Source organism: Corynebacterium sp. CNJ-954 (assembly GCF_001942345.1).
Classification (GTDB): domain Bacteria; phylum Actinomycetota; class Actinomycetes; order Mycobacteriales; family Mycobacteriaceae; genus Corynebacterium.
In genome coordinates this window covers 1-13,908 of record NZ_MKKI01000041.1, presented here as the reverse complement: position 1 = coordinate 13,908, position 13,908 = coordinate 1, and the positions used below count along the sequence as shown (strand labels likewise).

Sequence of the window (13,908 nt, the reverse complement as noted above, 5' to 3'; positions counted from 1 at the left end):
GCGGGCTACCCCAGTTTCGCGCTGAGCGGGGTGTAGATCTCGTCGGCAGTGCCGGAGGTGAGGGTGGCGCGCAGGTCCTCGTCCATGAGGGCGCGGGAGACCTTCGCCAGTAGTTTCAGGTGTGTGGTGCCTGCCTGTGCTTCAGGGACGAGCATGGTGACGGCCACGGACACCAGCGCCTTGTCGGTCGGCCACGCCACCGGCTCGCTGAATCGCACGACCAGCAGGGCAGCTTCGGTGATCGCCGGGTGCTTGGCGTGGGGGATCGCGATGCCGTCCATCAGGGCCGTCGTCATCTGTGCCTCGCGGGCCTGCAGCCCGGCGAGTACGCCCTCGGCGTCGGCCGCGTACCCGCGGTCGGTCGCCATGGCGGCGATCCGGGCGAGAGCGTCCTCCTGGGAGTCAGCGGGAACGTCAACCAGTACATTGTCGCGGGTGAACATCTCCACCAGGGTTGCGGTGGGCGCGCCGGGGCTGACGGAAGCCTGTGGTTCGGGGGCGGCGGCAGTGACCTCTGTGACCTCTGCGGCCTCTGTATCCTCAGCCGCCGTTGCGGTTTTCCGGGACTGGTTGAGCCGGTAGAGGCCGTACAGGACCCCGGAGACGGCGGAACCGATGAGGATGGCCAGCACCCAGCCGAAGGGGTTGCCGACGATCGGAAGGACGAGGAAGCCGCCGTGGGGTGCAGGGGAGGTGACGCCCCACAGCAGGGTGAGGATCGCCGAGATCGATGAGCCGAGCATGATCAACGGAATCACCACCAGAGGGTTGCGGGCGGCGAAGGGAATCGCGCCCTCGGTGATATGGGTGGAACCCAACAGGTAGTTGACGTACCCGGCCTTGCGCTCCCCGGCCTCAAACCCCCTGGGGAACAGTGTGACGGCGATGGCGGTGATGATCGGCGGCGCGATGCAGGCTGCAGAGACGGCCGCCATGAACTCCATGTTCCCCTCGGCCAGGAGTGCCACACCGGTGACGTACACAGCCTTGTTCACCGGGCCACCCATGTCGAAGCCCGCCATGCAGCCGATGATGATCCCCAGCACGACGGGGTTGGCGCCCTGAAAATCCGCGAGGAAGTTCTGCAGTCCCACAGAGATCGATTCCATGGGGGCGGAGATCACGAAGGTGATGCCGCCGAACACGAGCGTTCCGATGACCGGCAGGAGGAAGATGGCTTTCAGCCCGCCGAGGGCCTTGGGAAGTTTGTCGAAGAGTTTCCCCAGGTAGAGCATTCCGTAGCCGGCCAGGAAGCCGGTGACGATACCTCCCAGGAACCCGGTACCCATGTCAGCGGCCAAGAGGCCGGTGATCAGACCGACGGTGAGCCCGGGGCGTGAGGAGATCGAGAAAGCGATGAATGCCGAGAGCACCGGCACCATCAGCCCCAGGCCGGTGGACCCGACGGTGTTGAGCATTTCGGCGAACCGGTTGTACTCGTCAGAGGTGGGGTCGGCCGAGTAGATGCCGAAGAGGAAGGACGCTGCGAGAAGCACGCCACCACCGACGACGAACGGCAGCATATAGGACACACCGTTCATCAGGTGCTTGTAGACGGCACGTCCTACTTTCCTCCACCCCTGGTCGGCCGATGTGTCGATGGCTGCGACGTTGAGGAAGTCGTTCTCGTCCTCCGGCTCGTCGTTACCGCTCCCGGGGGCGGAGCTCCCCGGTGTTCCGGCGGCGGCCTTGGCCAGTACCCGGTCGATCAGCTGGTCCGGGTGGTGGATGCCCTCCTTGACACCGACGTCGACGACCGCCTTACCGGCGAACCGACGGGCGTTGACCTCCTTGTCCGCCGCGATGATCACACCAGTGGCGCGTTTGATCTCGTCGGCGGTGAGTTCGTTCTCCAATCCGACCTGCCCGTGTGTCTCGACACGGATCTCGATGCCACGCTTGGCGGCGGCCTGCTTCAGCGCGTCCTCAGCCATGAACGTATGGGCAACCCCGGTGGGACAGCCGGTGGCGGCGACGATGAATTCCTCAGCCATGGTTCTTCCTCTCTCGAATGTCGGGTGTGGTGTGCGTGGTGGTGGCGACGAGCGGTACCGACGGTTCCGTCAGCACGATCTCTCGCCCGTCGGTGCCCGTCGCCAGGTCACTGACGGCGATCTGGTCGCTGAAGTCGGGGCGGACGGGGAACAGTGTTGACGCGTGGGCGACAGCGCTGGATGCCCAGAGCACGGCATTGTGCAGTCGCGTGCCGGGAGTCCCCTCAACGGCCATGAACCCGGCGAGCAGGGCGTCACCGGCCCCGACGGAGTTGACGAAGGGGATGTCGTGCCCGACGGCGTGGAGGGCGTTTTCGTTGTCGACGTATATCGCGCCGTCAGCTCCGAGACTCGCCAGCACCGCCGTGGCGCCGGACCGCCTCACCTGGTGCGCGGCGTCAACGACGTCGCCGATGGTCCGTATGTCCCGCTCGACCAGTTCAGACAGCTCGTGGACGTTCGGTTTGATCAGGGACGGGCCTGCCGCCAGGGCCGCGGTGAGAGGTTCTCCGGAACTGTCGACCACGATTTCGGTCTCCGACGACGACTCCCGGAGGCTCGTCACGAGGTCGGCGAACTGGGTGGGCGACATGGTCGGGGGCAGGCTCCCACACAGGAGGACGGCGCGGGCTCCGCGGGTGGCCTCGACCGCGGTGTCGGCGAGTTGCTGCAGTTGCCGGGGGCCCACGTCGACTCCCGGTTCATTGATCTTGGTGGAATGGCCTGGAGTGACCAGGGTGATGTTCGTCCGGACCTCCCGGCCTGTCTCGACTCGGGTGAACGGCATCGCCGCCTCGGTGAAGGCATTCTCCATGAACTGGCCGGTCTGACCGCCACCCGGGAAGACGGCGATGGTGGAGACCCCGGCACGATGCAGTGCCCAGGAGACGTTGACGCCCTTCCCGGAGGCCTCGCGGGTCGACGTGCTCGCGCGGTTCACCGCATCGAGTTCGAAGCTGTCGGTGGCCACGGTCCAGTCGACCGCAGGGGACGGGGTGACGGTGACGATCATACGTACTCCAGTTCTATGTCGGTGTCGCTGAAAGGCTCGCGCAACGCGGGGTCCAGTTCAGTCCCGGTGATGATGACGTCGAGGTCGGTGACCTGGGCGTATGTCATGAGTGACCGCTGGGTGAACTTGGTGTGGTCGGCCAGGAGCACCGCCCGTTCGCCGTGGTCGATCAGTGCGGCCTTGATTGCGGCCTCGGCCTCGTCGGGAGTGGCGAGACCTCGGTCGGCGGAGATGGAGTTCGTACCGACGAACGCGACATCGAAGTGCATTTTGTCGATTGCGTTGAGCGCGAGCGGGCCCACCTGTGTGGTGGTGTTCGCCCGGACGAGACCGCCGAAGGTCGAAACCCGGATGTTGCGGTGGTGTGACAGGGCGCCGGCGATGGAGAGGGCCGTCGTATAGACGTTCAAAGGGCGATCGGGAAGCTGACGTACGAACTCCAGGGTGGTGGAACCGGCGTCGACGGCGATCGCCCCGCCGTCAGGGACGCGGGCCAGGGCGGCACGCGCGATGCGTGTCTTCTCGTCGAGATTGTCGGCCCGGGTGGTGACGTCGGGTTCGAAGGTCATCGGAGTGACCGGCAGCGCTCCACCGTGAACACGGTGCAGGTGGCCCTGCCGTTCCAGTTGGATGAGATCCTTGCGGATCGTCTCCACGGAGGTTCCGAGGTCCTCGGCCACGGCTGCTGCGGTGAGCCGGCCGGATCTCTGAAGTTCGTGGAGTAGATGCTGTTGGCGTTCAGTCGCCAACATGGGGGCGTCCCTCATGTCCGCACCTCCTTGATATCGGATGCAAAATAAGTGTAGTTCCTTGGTTTATATTGCACAATAGTGGAAATGCTTGCGAATTGGTGGTGGCGCTGGCAAAGTCGGTTGCATGATCATCAACGCCACCGACCTCCTTGGTCCGTCACACACCACGGACAGGCCCTCCGCAGTGACTGCCTTCAACGTGATCACCCTCGAGCACGCCGAGGCCATCGCGGCCGCAGCCGAAGCGGAGGGGCTGCCTGTCATCCTGCAGCTCTCCCAGAACGCCATCGCCTTCCACCGCAGGCCAGAGGCGATTGCTGCGGCGATGGCCGCTGTCGCCGCAACCTCGTCGGCCCCCGTCGTCCTGCACCTCGACCACATCACCGACCCCGACCTCGCACTGCGGACGAAGGATCTCGGGTTCTCCTCCGTGATGTACGACGGAGCGGAACTCGACTACGCCGCGAATGTCGCCACGACGCGACGGGTGTCCGGGTGGGCGCACGACAACGGCATCTGGGTCGAGGCTGAGCTCGGTGAGATCGGGGGTAAGGACGGAGCCCATGCGCCGGGAGTCAGGACCGACCCGGCGGAAGCTGCGCAGTTCGCCAGGGACACCGGTGTCGACTCTCTCGCTGTGGCGGTCGGTTCGTCGCACGCGATGACCACCCGGTCCGCCAGCGTCGACATCGACCTGGTTGAACGTATCGCCGCCAGCGTCGATGTCCCGCTGGTCCTGCACGGATCCTCGGGGGTCCCGGATGGGGACCTTGCTGCGGCCGCCCGTGCCGGAATGCGCAAGATCAACATCGGCACCGCACTCAACATCGCCTTCACCGGCGCCGTCCGGGACTGGTTGAACGAGAATGACGGCGTTGACCCCCGTAAGTACATCCGGCCCGGGCGCGACGCGATGACGGAGACCTGCCGCCACTTCATGCGGGTGCTGAAATGAAGGGCGTCATATTCGACCTGGACGGCACCCTGATTGATTCCGAACCTCTCTGGGCGAGGGCGGAAACTGCAGTCGCTGCCTCTGGCGGAGTGTTGTGGACGGAAGAGGATGCTTTTTCCTGCTTCGGTCGACCGCTGTCAGTCACTGCGCAGACAATCATCGACCGGGGGCTCGACCTGACGGTCGCTGAAGCCATTGACAGGATGACCGGAGAGCTTATCGGGATCTACCGTGCCGGGATTCCGTGGTTGCCCGGCGCTGTCGAGTTGCTCTCTGAACTACACGATGCCGGGATTGCGACGGCGCTGGGGACACAGAGCGTCCGGCCTCTCGCGTCTGTTATCCAGGACGCTGCGCCCGCAGGTTCACTTACTGAACTCGTTACGGGAGACGAACTGAACAACGGAAAGCCGGACCCGGAGGTCTTTCTCACCGCCATTGACAGGCTTGGGTTGATCCCGGACGATGTGGTCGTCGTGGAAGATTCGCCGACCGGTGTCGCCGCCGGTGTCGCGGCCGGTGTTCCTGTGCTCGCGGTTCCTCCGTCGGAAGAGATCTACCACTCGTATGCGAAGAAAGAACGGGTAAGTATAGCCAGCGACCTAACCCAGGTGAATGCTGAGCTTCTCAGGACCGTTCACACAGGTGAGAAAATAGACATCTGGGGTACGAGTTCCATGCGGCCCTGAACACTGCCGCGGTCCACTAGGATTGTCTCTCGCACTGTGCTCCTACGTGGAAGGCTGACCTCTCCGTGGCTCTTTTCCTGTTCCGACTCGGCCGGTGGTCCTACCTGAGGCGGTGGCTCGTCATCGGGATCTGGGCGGTCCTGCTCGCCGCCGTCGGCGGTGGGTCGCTGGTGATCCAGAAGGGCTACAACGACGTCTTCAGCATCGACGGGGTGCCGTCCCAGCACGCCACCCAGATGCTCATGGACGAGTTCCCCGGCACCGACAACCCCGCCGAGGCATCGGACGTGAATCTGGTGTTCCAGGCGCCGGAGGGGGAGAAGCTCAGCGATGAGAAGTACATGGGTGTCCTCGACGATGTCGTCGACGCCGTCCGCGCCGACGTCGATGATTTCGGCGACGACTCCTCCTTCGGTAACCCGGTCGTCTTCAATGACCAGCAGTCGCAGATGGTCATCGACACCTCCACCGAGATGGGGCTGCCCCGGGACGTCGCCGAGGCCGACGCCGCCAACGTCGCCACCCTCAGCCCCGACGGGCGGACGGGCACGACCTCGTTCGCCTTCGACGTCGACCTGCCCGCCGACGTCACCCCGGCCGACAAGGATGCGGTCAACGACGCCCTCGACATCGCACGCGACGCCGGCCTGAAGGCCGAAGCCGGTGGTGCAGGTTTCGGTGACCCGATCGTCATCGAACCGATCAGTGAAGCCGTCGGACTGCTGGCCGCGTTCATCATCCTGTTCATCACCTTCGGCTCACTCATCGCCGCGGGTATGCCGTTGATCAGTGCCGTCGTCGGTGTGGGCATCGGTGCTCTCGGCATCACCGGTGCGACCGCCTTCGTCCCGCTGAACAACATCACCCCGGTGTTGGGCATCATGCTGGGCCTGGCCGTCGCGATCGACTACGCCCTGTTCATCATGAGCCGGTACCGCGATGAAGTCCGACACGGGCGCTCCAGGCCCGACGCCACCGGCCTGGCGGTGGGAACCGCTGGTTCGGCGGTGGTCTTCGCCGGGCTGACCGTGATCATCGCCCTGGTCGGCCTCCGGGTGGCGAACATCGAGTTCCTGTCCTACATGGGTTACGCTGCGGCCGCCACCGTCCTGCTCTCCGTTTTCGTGGCACTCACCCTGGTGCCCGCCTTGTTCGGTGCCTTCGGCGGCCGGGTCTTCCGCAAGGACGCCGCCACCGGTGCGAAGGTACGCGAAGGAATGACGGTCGAGGACGCGGATGCCGCGGTCGCCGCCTCCCTGGCGTCCGGGAGCAGGGGCTCCCGTCGGACGCGCGGACAGCACGAGAAGAAGGCGCGGAGAGCACAGTCGTCCTCCGGCCCCTCCCTCGGTACCCGGTGGGTACAGCTGGTCCACCGCGCACCGGGAGGTTTCCTCCTCGTCGTCGTCGCATCGCTGGTCCTGCTGACCCTGCCGGCCATGAATCTGCAGCTCTCCCTGCCGTCGGACAAGACCTCCCCGGTGGACAGTACCCAGCGGCAGTCCGCCGAGTTGATGGAGGAGGGCTTCGGTGCCGGCCGGAACTCCCCGTTCCTCGTCATCGTCAACACCGACGACGTGAAGCCTGACTCCGCTGCACTGGCACCGCTGGTCTCCAGTGGAATCGAACCGGCACAGGCCGCGTTCGTGACGGTGAAGGACCGGCTCGGCAACAATGTCGGGGTGAAGCATTCGCAGCTGATCGGCGCCTCGGAGGACGGCTCCACCGCGCAGATCCTGGTCACCCCGGAGACCGGTCCGACCGACGAGCGCACCGCGCAGCTCATCCAGCAGCTCCGGGCCCAGCAGAACGTCCTGGAGGACGAGACCGGCGTGGACATGGGCATCACCGGTCTGGTGCCGATCCAACAGGACGTCACCGACAGGTTGTCCGACGCCATGCCGGTCTACCTCGCGCTGGTCGTCGGCCTCGCCCTGGTTCTGCTGCTGATGGTCTTCCGGTCACTGATGGTGCCGGTGATGGCCGCCGCCGGGTTCCTGCTGTCCGTCGGGGCCGCCTTCGGGGTCACCGTCCTGTTCTGGCAGGAGGGACTGTGGGGCCTGATCAACTCGCCGGGGCCGCTGATCAGCTTCATGCCGATCTTCCTCATCGGTGTCACCTTCGGCCTGGCGATGGACTACCAGGTGTTCATCGTCTCGCGGATGAGGGAGAGGTTCACCCTGCGCAGTCATGAGGCGGCGAAGACGAGCAAATACAACGCCGTTGAAGATTCGGTGATCGGCGGCTTCGGGCTGGGAGCGAAGGTGGTGACTGCCGCCGCGTTGATCATGATCTGCGTCTTCGCGTCCTTCATCGCCCAGCCGCTGCCGTTCATCCAGATCTTCGGCTTCGCCCTGGGGGTCGGTGTGCTGTTCGACGCCTTCTTCATCCGGATGACCCTGATCCCTGCGCTGATGTTCCTGTGCGGGCGTGCCACCTGGTACATGCCGCGGTGGTTGGACAGGATCCTGCCGTCGGTGGACGTCGAGGGAGCGAAGCTGGAGGACGCCTACTCCTCCGGGAAGATCCGGCGTATGGAGGACAGCCAGGTCAGTGAATCTTCCCCGGGTTCTGCTGGACCTGGATCCCGGTGATCCCGGTTCCTCCGTCGGTCTCGAGGACGACGACACGGGTCATGTCCTCGGAGGCCGCACGGAGCACCGGGCCTGCCACCGCGTCGACGACCGACACCCGGGGCATCCCGTATTTGCTGATCAGGCCGGCGAGGAACCGGGAGACCCGGTCGCTGCCGTACACCGGATTCCGTGCGGCTCTGGTGAGCCCGCCGGAATCCGTCCACAGGACGCAGCCCTCGGACAACTGTTCCACGAGCGTGCCGAGGTCGTCGGCGTTCAGGGCAGCGGCCAGAGTATGCAGGTACGACTGGTCTGCAGACCGGGGGACCGGCGCGGCCTCTGATGGTGAGGCCAAGGCCGCGCGGGCCCGACGTAGTCGCTGGCGTGTCGCCGCCGGAGTGCTGCCGACCGCATCCGCGATCTCCTGGTGGGACATTCCCACGACGTCGGCGAGGACGAGGACGATCCGGTCCACGGGCCGGAGCGACTGGAGGAGTCGGATGAAAGCGAGGTCGACGCCTTCCCCGAGGACGATCCGGTCGGCGGGGTCGGCGTCCTGCACGACGATGTCGGGCAGCCACTGCCCGACATAGGACTCACGGCGTTTCGCGGCAGTTGTCGCAGCGTCGAGGGCGATGCGGGAGACGACGACGGTCAGCCACGCGGGTACGTCCCGCGGTTCCTGGCTTGTTCCGTCGACACGTTGCAGACGAAGCCACGCTTCGGAGACGGCGTCTTCGGCGTCTTCCCAGGTTCCGAGCACGGTGTAGGCCAGCCCCAGCAGGCGTGGGCGTTCCCGGATCCAGGTCGGGGTCGTCGTCATTTCTGCGAGAGTACGCCGAGCCGGTTCCACATGTTGATCGCGGCGATTTCACTGATCAGGGCTCCGGTGGTCTTCTCCCCGAACTCCTCGATCACGCGTTCCTGGAGTTCGACGTCGAAATCGGCGTCTTCGCTGAGACGGGTGCCGGCTGTGGTGAAGGCGAGGATGAGGTCGTCGGACGCACTGAAGTGGGTACCCGTGCTGCCCGGTGTCCAGTCCCGGATCGCGTCGATCCAGTCCTGGCCGAAGTCGTGCTTCAGGGCCTCGTCGGAGTGCATGCCGATGCAGAAGCTGCATTTGTTGAGGAAGGACGCACGTAACTCGATGAGCAGGCGGGTGCGCCGGTCCAGGCCGCTGCGGGCGGCGAACTCGAAGGCTCCCGCCGCGGCATAGGTGCGTTTGTGGGTTTTCATCAGGTCGAGGTGGGTCATGGTCGGTATCCCTCTGGCGGTCTGGTGGACAGGTCGTCAAAGGAGAGACGGGGTAGTGGGTGTCTATGTGACAATCTGCAGGTCAGAGCAGGTGATGCTGGCCCGGGAAGCGGTGGGACGGCCGTCTGGGGCACGGGAAGTCGGGGACCACGCCTTCGAACAGCAGGGACACCGTATGCTCGCAGAGGCACTGGACCTGTACTGATAACCGGCTCCGTCCCGCACGGGGAACTACAGCTAGAAGAGTGTAGTCAGGACTCCGCCGTCCGCCCGTAATGCGGCACCATTGATCGCAGACGACCGTGGACTCGCGAGGTATGTCACGACATCGGCGATCTCTTCCGGCTCGATGAAGCGTTGCAGTAGTGAGGTGCCCCGCACCATGCCCTGCTTCAGATCATCTGTCGGCACCGCCCGTGCCGAGGCTATGGTTTCCACCACTCGTGCGACCCCGTCGGAGTAGGTCGGCCCGCCGAGGACGGTGTTGACCGTGACTCCGGTGCCACGGGTCAGTTTCGCCAGTCCATTACTTACAGCCAGTGACGCAGCTTTGGTTGCTCCGTAGTGGATCATGTCGCCGGGTACGTCCACCGCTGATTCCGTGCCGATGAAGATCGCGCGTCCCCAGTTCCGGGTGAGCATGCCATCCAACAAGCCACGTGCCAGACGGACACCGCTCATGAGGTTGACGTCGACGTACCGTTGCCACTCCTCGTCGCTGATCTCCGTGAAAGGACGGACATCGAACTGTCCGACGTTGTTCACCAGGACATCGACGGGGCCGACTGAGTCCAGGAGCGCATGTACGCCGGTGCTGTCTGCCACATCGGCTGCGATGCCGGACACCTGTGAGCCGGGGGAGATCGCCTGCAGTTGGGCGACAGCCTCCTCCACGCGGGTCGGCTCACGGCCGTTGACGATGACGTTCGCCCCTTCGGCGGCGCAGGCGGATGCCACCGCAAAGCCGATTCCCTGGGTTGACCCGCTGATGAAAATACGTTTTCCACCGAGTTGAAGATCCATGCCGCCTCATCGTTCGATTTTTACTTTCCTAGGAAAGTAAATGCTACACCTGTTCACTTTCCTGTTCAAGTAAATGCGTAGGATAGTGCCATGGCTGAGACATTCGATCGCACTGAACTTGAGACATGGGCGTCGTTGGCCACACTCCTGGAGTGGTTGCCTGCGGCGCTTGACGAGCAGATGCAGCGGGACTCCGGGATCAGCCACTTCGAATACGGGATTCTCTATGCGCTCTCGCAGGCAGAGGATTCCACACTTCGGATGAGCCGGCTCGCCGACTACGCGAACAGCACACTGTCACGGTTGTCGAGAGCGGTAGCCAGGTTGGAGAAACGGGACTGGGTACGCCGCATACCTGACCCGTCGGACGGTCGCGTCACCGTAGCGATCCTGACGGCTGCGGGGCAGAACGCCGTGCGCGCTGCGGAGCCCGGCCACGTCGCCCTCGTACGTCGCCTTGTCTTCGACTCCTTGACGGACACCCAGGTCTCGCAACTTTCGGAGATCACGCGGCGGATAACCGGCGCGTTACGTGAGGATCAGGGCTGGCGTCCGCGCAGTTCCGGGGGCGTGTCCGCGTAGTAGCGGCCGAGGAACTCGTTGCGGTACTCCTCGAAGCATCCCTCGTCGATGGACCTCCGGATATTCCGGGTCAGCGTCGCCATGAAGTGGATGTTGTGCAGCGTGCACAGGGTGCCTGCCAGGAACTCCTTCGCACGCAGCAGGTGGTGGATGTAGGCCCGCGAATAGTTGTCACACACGTATCCGCCGAGGGATGCGTCGATGGGGATGAAGTCGCGCCGGTGACGGCCTGCCATCAGGTTCAGGCGGCCGTCCAGCGTGTACACCCCGCCGCGCCGTGCCAGCCGGGTCGGCGCCACGCAGTCGAAGGTGTCCGCACCCGCGGCGATGGCGGTGAACAGGTCGTCCGGCTCGGAGATTCCGAGCATGTGGCGGGGCTTCTCGTCCGGCAGTTCATCACAGACCCACCCGGTGATGACACCGAGGTTCTCCTTCTCCAGGGCACCGCCGATGCCGAAACCGCCGAACCCGCGACGACCGGCGTCCTCCGCCTCCTTCGACAGGTCCACCAGGCCCCGCGCCGCCTGACGACGCAGGTCCTCGTACTGTGCTCCCTGCACCACACCCCACAGTGACTGCAGTGGCCGGTGACTGCGCTCGGCGGTCAGCCGGTCGTGTTCGACGAGGCAGCGTCGTGCCCAGCGGTGGGTCCGTTCCACAGACTCCTCCTGGTAGAGCCGGGTGTCCACCAGGGTGGTCAGCTCATCGAAGGCGAACATGATGTCCGCGCCGAGCCCGTGCTGGATCTGCATCGACTTCTCCGGGGTGAAGCGGTGCTTCGAACCGTCGATGATGCTGCGGAAGTCGACGCCGTCCTCGTCCACGAGAGCCATGCGCTCCTTCTTCGCCGCACGGATGTCCCCCTCGGTGAGGTTCGCGACGTCCATCGCCAGGACCTTCTTGAACCCGACGCCGAGGCTCATGACCTGGAATCCGCCGGAATCGGTGTAGGTCGGGCCGTGCCAGTTCTCGAACGCTGCGACGCCGCCGGCCGTGTCCACGATGTCCTCACCCGGTTGCAGGTAGAGATGGTAGGCGTTCGACAGCATCGCCTCCGCCCCCGTCGACCGGACCTGCTCCGGGGTGAGTGTCTTCACCGTCGCCTTCGTCGCCACCGGAATGAAGGCGGGTGTGCGGATGTCCCCGTGCGGAGTGTGAATCACACCCGTGCGACCGTGGGCGGGTGCGCCGTCGACGGAGCCGACCCTGGTGCCGAGCTCGAATGTCGTGTCTTGTGCTGCAGGGGCCGGGGGGACGGCGGACTCAGTCATGGTGGGTCATTCTATCTGACACCCTGTGTGCCGCTGACAGGTTCAGTAGCTACCCTCGGCGGACGGAGAAATGAACTCCGAACCCGAACCAATCAAGGAGATGCCTCCATGACCACCGCACGTCAGATCGTCCTCGCCAGCCGCCCGAAGGGTGCGCCGACCGCGGAGAACTTCCGCACCGAGGAGGTCACGTTGCCGCAGGTCGGCGACGGGGAGCTTGAACTGAAGGTGCAGTACCTCTCCCTGGACCCGTACATGCGGGGACGGATGAGTGCCGCGAAGTCGTACGCCGCCCCCGTCCCCGTCGACGGCGTGATGCAGGGGGAGACGGTCGCCGAGGTGACCGTCTCCCGGCACCCCGATTTCGAGGTCGGTGACCTCGTCCGGGCACACACCGGGTGGTGCACCCACGCCGTGGTCCCGGCAAAGCACGTGCGGACGCTGCAGACTCACGGAGCTCCGTCGACCACTGCGCTGGGCGTGCTCGGCATGCCGGGATTCACGGCCTACGCCGGTATGAAGGTCATCGGGCAACCCAAGAAAGGGGAGACGGTCGCTGTCGCCGCGGCTTCCGGTCCCGTCGGATCGATGGTCGGGCAGCTCGCCCAACTCGCCGGGGCCCGTGCGGTCGGTATCGCCGGCGGACCGGAGAAATGTGCCTTCGTCCGTGATGAGCTGGGCTTCGATGCGGTGGTGGATCATCGTGACCCCGACTTCGCCGACAAGCTCGCCGAGGCCTGCCCTGACGGTGTGGACGTCTACTACGAGAACGTCGGCGGTGCGGTGTGGGACGCCGTCCTGCCACTGCTGAACAAGTTCGCGCGTGTGCCGGTGTGCGGCCTGGTCTCCCAGTACAACTCCACCGGTGCCGGCAACCGTGACCGGCTGCCGGCGGCGATGGGGACGATCCTGGCTCAGAGTGTGCTGATTCGCGGATTCATCCAGACCGAGTTCGCCGAGGAGTACTACCCCGAATTCCTTGCCGAGATCGGGCCGAAGGTCGCCGACGGCACCATCAACTATCGGGAGCAGGTTATCGACGGGTTCGACACCGCGCCGGACGCGTTCATCGGCATGCTTGAGGGCAAGAACTTCGGGAAGCTCGTCGTCAAGGTCGACTGAGTTCATCCGGGCGTGCTGGTGTGCTCGGCGGTCAGGGGTCGTGACCGTCGAGTACGTGTGCCTGAACCCCCGCCTGCCTGTGGGGCGGGGGTCAGTCGGGGTGTCTCACCGGTGACAGTGGCCCGGCGGCGACGGTGGTGAGCTCCACCCCGCCGGGTCCTGCCCAGTGCAGTGTGACCGCATCATCCGGGCTGGTCGGCTGCCCACACCCGCGCGGTTTTCAGGGTGTGGTGGCTCCGGCACAGACAGATCCCGTTGGCCACACCCGTCGGCCCGTCACTGGTGGGGTCGGTGTGCGGGGAGTTGACCAGATGATCATGTTCACAGGTGTCGGCGGGCACCTGGCAGCCAGGAAACCGGCAGTACCCGTCGCGGCCCTGGATCCAGGCTTTCTGCACGGTGGTGAACCGGTAGGCCTCAGTAGGGGGGATATCGGCGGCGTGCGGGAGTTCACGCACCCGGGTCGCCAGGGCGGCCAGTTCACCACCGGTGGTGGCGGACACCCACCCACTGCCCAGCACGTAGCACGGTTGGTCCGGGTGAGCCTGGTAGGTGTTCACGGTGACGGTCAACTGGTCACGGTGCCCGCCGAGCAGGTGCAGGGCGACCTGGCCACGACAGTGCGACATCAACGGCACCGGCGGGACAACCTGGGTGTTGTCGTCGCGGTCACTCCCGTCC

At 65.3% G+C, this 13,908-nt stretch carries 14 protein-coding genes; 6 read left to right on the top strand and 8 right to left on the bottom strand.

All coding sequences use genetic code 11. The annotated features are described in order from the left end of the window. Positions 1-5: 5 nt before the first annotated feature. Genes BJF89_RS11475 through BJF89_RS11465 form a run of 3 tightly spaced genes read right to left on the bottom strand, consistent with a single transcriptional unit; the run spans position 6 to position 3,773 of the window. Positions 6-1,994 (bottom strand): fructose-specific PTS transporter subunit EIIC, encoded by a 1,989-nt coding sequence (locus BJF89_RS11475; protein ID WP_075815043.1) that lies wholly within the window; start codon positions 1,992-1,994, stop codon positions 6-8. Continuing rightward, positions 1,987-3,006 carry a 1-phosphofructokinase family hexose kinase gene (locus BJF89_RS11470; protein ID WP_075815041.1) on the bottom strand — a complete coding sequence of 340 codons (1,020 nt, stop codon included), beginning with the start codon at positions 3,004-3,006 and terminating at the stop codon, positions 1,987-1,989. Before BJF89_RS11470 ends, BJF89_RS11475 begins: the two co-directional genes overlap by 8 nt. After that, positions 3,003-3,773, bottom strand: coding sequence for a DeoR/GlpR family DNA-binding transcription regulator (locus tag BJF89_RS11465; protein ID WP_083650684.1), 771 nt, complete (start codon positions 3,771-3,773; stop codon positions 3,003-3,005). The genes BJF89_RS11470 and BJF89_RS11465 overlap by 4 nt, the downstream gene beginning before the upstream one ends. Positions 3,774-3,882: 109 nt before the next feature. On the opposite strand from BJF89_RS11465, the gene BJF89_RS11460 reads away from it, so the two are divergent. From BJF89_RS11460 to BJF89_RS11450, 3 genes are all read left to right on the top strand, one after another. Beyond that, positions 3,883-4,713 carry a class II fructose-bisphosphate aldolase gene (locus BJF89_RS11460; protein WP_075815039.1) on the top strand — a complete coding sequence of 277 codons (831 nt, stop codon included), beginning with the start codon at positions 3,883-3,885 and terminating at the stop codon, positions 4,711-4,713. Beyond that, positions 4,710-5,402 (top strand): HAD family phosphatase, encoded by a 693-nt coding sequence (locus BJF89_RS11455; protein ID WP_075815037.1) that lies wholly within the window; start codon positions 4,710-4,712, stop codon positions 5,400-5,402. The genes BJF89_RS11460 and BJF89_RS11455 overlap by 4 nt, the downstream gene beginning before the upstream one ends. Before the next feature lie 65 nt (positions 5,403-5,467). Next, on the top strand, positions 5,468-7,993 hold the full coding sequence (locus BJF89_RS11450) for an MMPL family transporter (RefSeq protein ID WP_075815035.1): 2,526 nt from the start codon (positions 5,468-5,470) through the stop codon (positions 7,991-7,993). On the opposite strand, the gene BJF89_RS11445 is transcribed toward BJF89_RS11450, so the two are convergent. Further along, positions 7,950-8,798, bottom strand: a complete 849-nt coding sequence (locus BJF89_RS11445) for a sigma-70 family RNA polymerase sigma factor (RefSeq protein WP_075815033.1) — start codon at positions 8,796-8,798, stop codon at positions 7,950-7,952. The two genes, BJF89_RS11450 and BJF89_RS11445, sit on opposite strands and share 44 nt — an antisense overlap. Beyond that, the gene (locus BJF89_RS11440; protein ID WP_075815031.1) at positions 8,795-9,229 is read right to left on the bottom strand and encodes a carboxymuconolactone decarboxylase family protein; all 435 of its coding nucleotides are present in this window, start codon (positions 9,227-9,229) and stop codon (positions 8,795-8,797) included. Before BJF89_RS11440 ends, BJF89_RS11445 begins: the two co-directional genes overlap by 4 nt. 55 nt (positions 9,230-9,284) lie before the next feature. On the opposite strand from BJF89_RS11440, the gene BJF89_RS18885 reads away from it, so the two are divergent. Then, positions 9,285-9,434 carry a hypothetical protein gene (locus BJF89_RS18885; RefSeq protein ID WP_158026060.1) on the top strand — a complete coding sequence of 50 codons (150 nt, stop codon included), beginning with the start codon at positions 9,285-9,287 and terminating at the stop codon, positions 9,432-9,434. Positions 9,435-9,466: 32 nt separating this feature from the next. On the opposite strand, the gene BJF89_RS11435 is transcribed toward BJF89_RS18885, so the two are convergent. Continuing rightward, positions 9,467-10,252, bottom strand: a complete 786-nt coding sequence (locus BJF89_RS11435) for an SDR family NAD(P)-dependent oxidoreductase (RefSeq protein ID WP_075815029.1) — start codon at positions 10,250-10,252, stop codon at positions 9,467-9,469. A 90-nt stretch (positions 10,253-10,342) separates the two neighbouring features. On the opposite strand from BJF89_RS11435, the gene BJF89_RS11430 reads away from it, so the two are divergent. Next, on the top strand, positions 10,343-10,834 hold the full coding sequence (locus BJF89_RS11430; RefSeq protein WP_075815027.1) for a MarR family winged helix-turn-helix transcriptional regulator: 492 nt from the start codon (positions 10,343-10,345) through the stop codon (positions 10,832-10,834). Here BJF89_RS11430 and tgt read toward each other — a convergent pair. Next, positions 10,792-12,105: a tRNA guanosine(34) transglycosylase Tgt gene (gene tgt, locus BJF89_RS11425; protein WP_075815025.1), complete on the bottom strand. Its 1,314-nt coding sequence runs from the start codon at positions 12,103-12,105 to the stop codon at positions 10,792-10,794. The two genes, BJF89_RS11430 and tgt, sit on opposite strands and share 43 nt — an antisense overlap. 108 nt (positions 12,106-12,213) lie before the next feature. Between tgt and BJF89_RS11420 the strand changes: the two genes are divergently transcribed. Continuing rightward, the gene (locus BJF89_RS11420) at positions 12,214-13,227 is read left to right on the top strand and encodes an NADP-dependent oxidoreductase (RefSeq protein WP_075815023.1); all 1,014 of its coding nucleotides are present in this window, start codon (positions 12,214-12,216) and stop codon (positions 13,225-13,227) included. Between the two features lie 182 nt (positions 13,228-13,409). On the opposite strand, the gene BJF89_RS18880 is transcribed toward BJF89_RS11420, so the two are convergent. After that, positions 13,410-13,908, bottom strand: a 499-nt coding sequence (locus BJF89_RS18880; RefSeq protein ID WP_187344706.1) for an HNH endonuclease signature motif containing protein, incomplete at its 5' end; no start/stop codon positions are given.

What these genes read in the sequence shown, in the direction of transcription:
- BJF89_RS11475 (WP_075815043.1), bottom strand. Translation starts at nt 1,994, where the DNA reads ATGGCTGAGGAATTCATCGTCGCCGCCACCGGCTGTCCCACCGGGGTT.
- BJF89_RS11470 (WP_075815041.1), bottom strand. Translation starts at nt 3,006, where the DNA reads ATGATCGTCACCGTCACCCCGTCCCCTGCGGTCGACTGGACCGTGGCC.
- BJF89_RS11465 (WP_083650684.1), bottom strand. Translation starts at nt 3,773, where the DNA reads ATGAGGGACGCCCCCATGTTGGCGACTGAACGCCAACAGCATCTACTC.
- BJF89_RS11460 (WP_075815039.1), top strand. Translation starts at nt 3,883, where the DNA reads ATGATCATCAACGCCACCGACCTCCTTGGTCCGTCACACACCACGGAC.
- BJF89_RS11455 (WP_075815037.1), top strand. Translation starts at nt 4,710, where the DNA reads ATGAAGGGCGTCATATTCGACCTGGACGGCACCCTGATTGATTCCGAA.
- BJF89_RS11445 (WP_075815033.1), bottom strand. Translation starts at nt 8,798, where the DNA reads ATGACGACGACCCCGACCTGGATCCGGGAACGCCCACGCCTGCTGGGG.
- BJF89_RS11440 (WP_075815031.1), bottom strand. Translation starts at nt 9,229, where the DNA reads ATGACCCACCTCGACCTGATGAAAACCCACAAACGCACCTATGCCGCG.
- BJF89_RS11435 (WP_075815029.1), bottom strand. Translation starts at nt 10,252, where the DNA reads ATGGATCTTCAACTCGGTGGAAAACGTATTTTCATCAGCGGGTCAACC.
- BJF89_RS11430 (WP_075815027.1), top strand. Translation starts at nt 10,343, where the DNA reads ATGGCTGAGACATTCGATCGCACTGAACTTGAGACATGGGCGTCGTTG.
- tgt (WP_075815025.1), bottom strand. Translation starts at nt 12,105, where the DNA reads ATGACTGAGTCCGCCGTCCCCCCGGCCCCTGCAGCACAAGACACGACA.
- BJF89_RS11420 (WP_075815023.1), top strand. Translation starts at nt 12,214, where the DNA reads ATGACCACCGCACGTCAGATCGTCCTCGCCAGCCGCCCGAAGGGTGCG.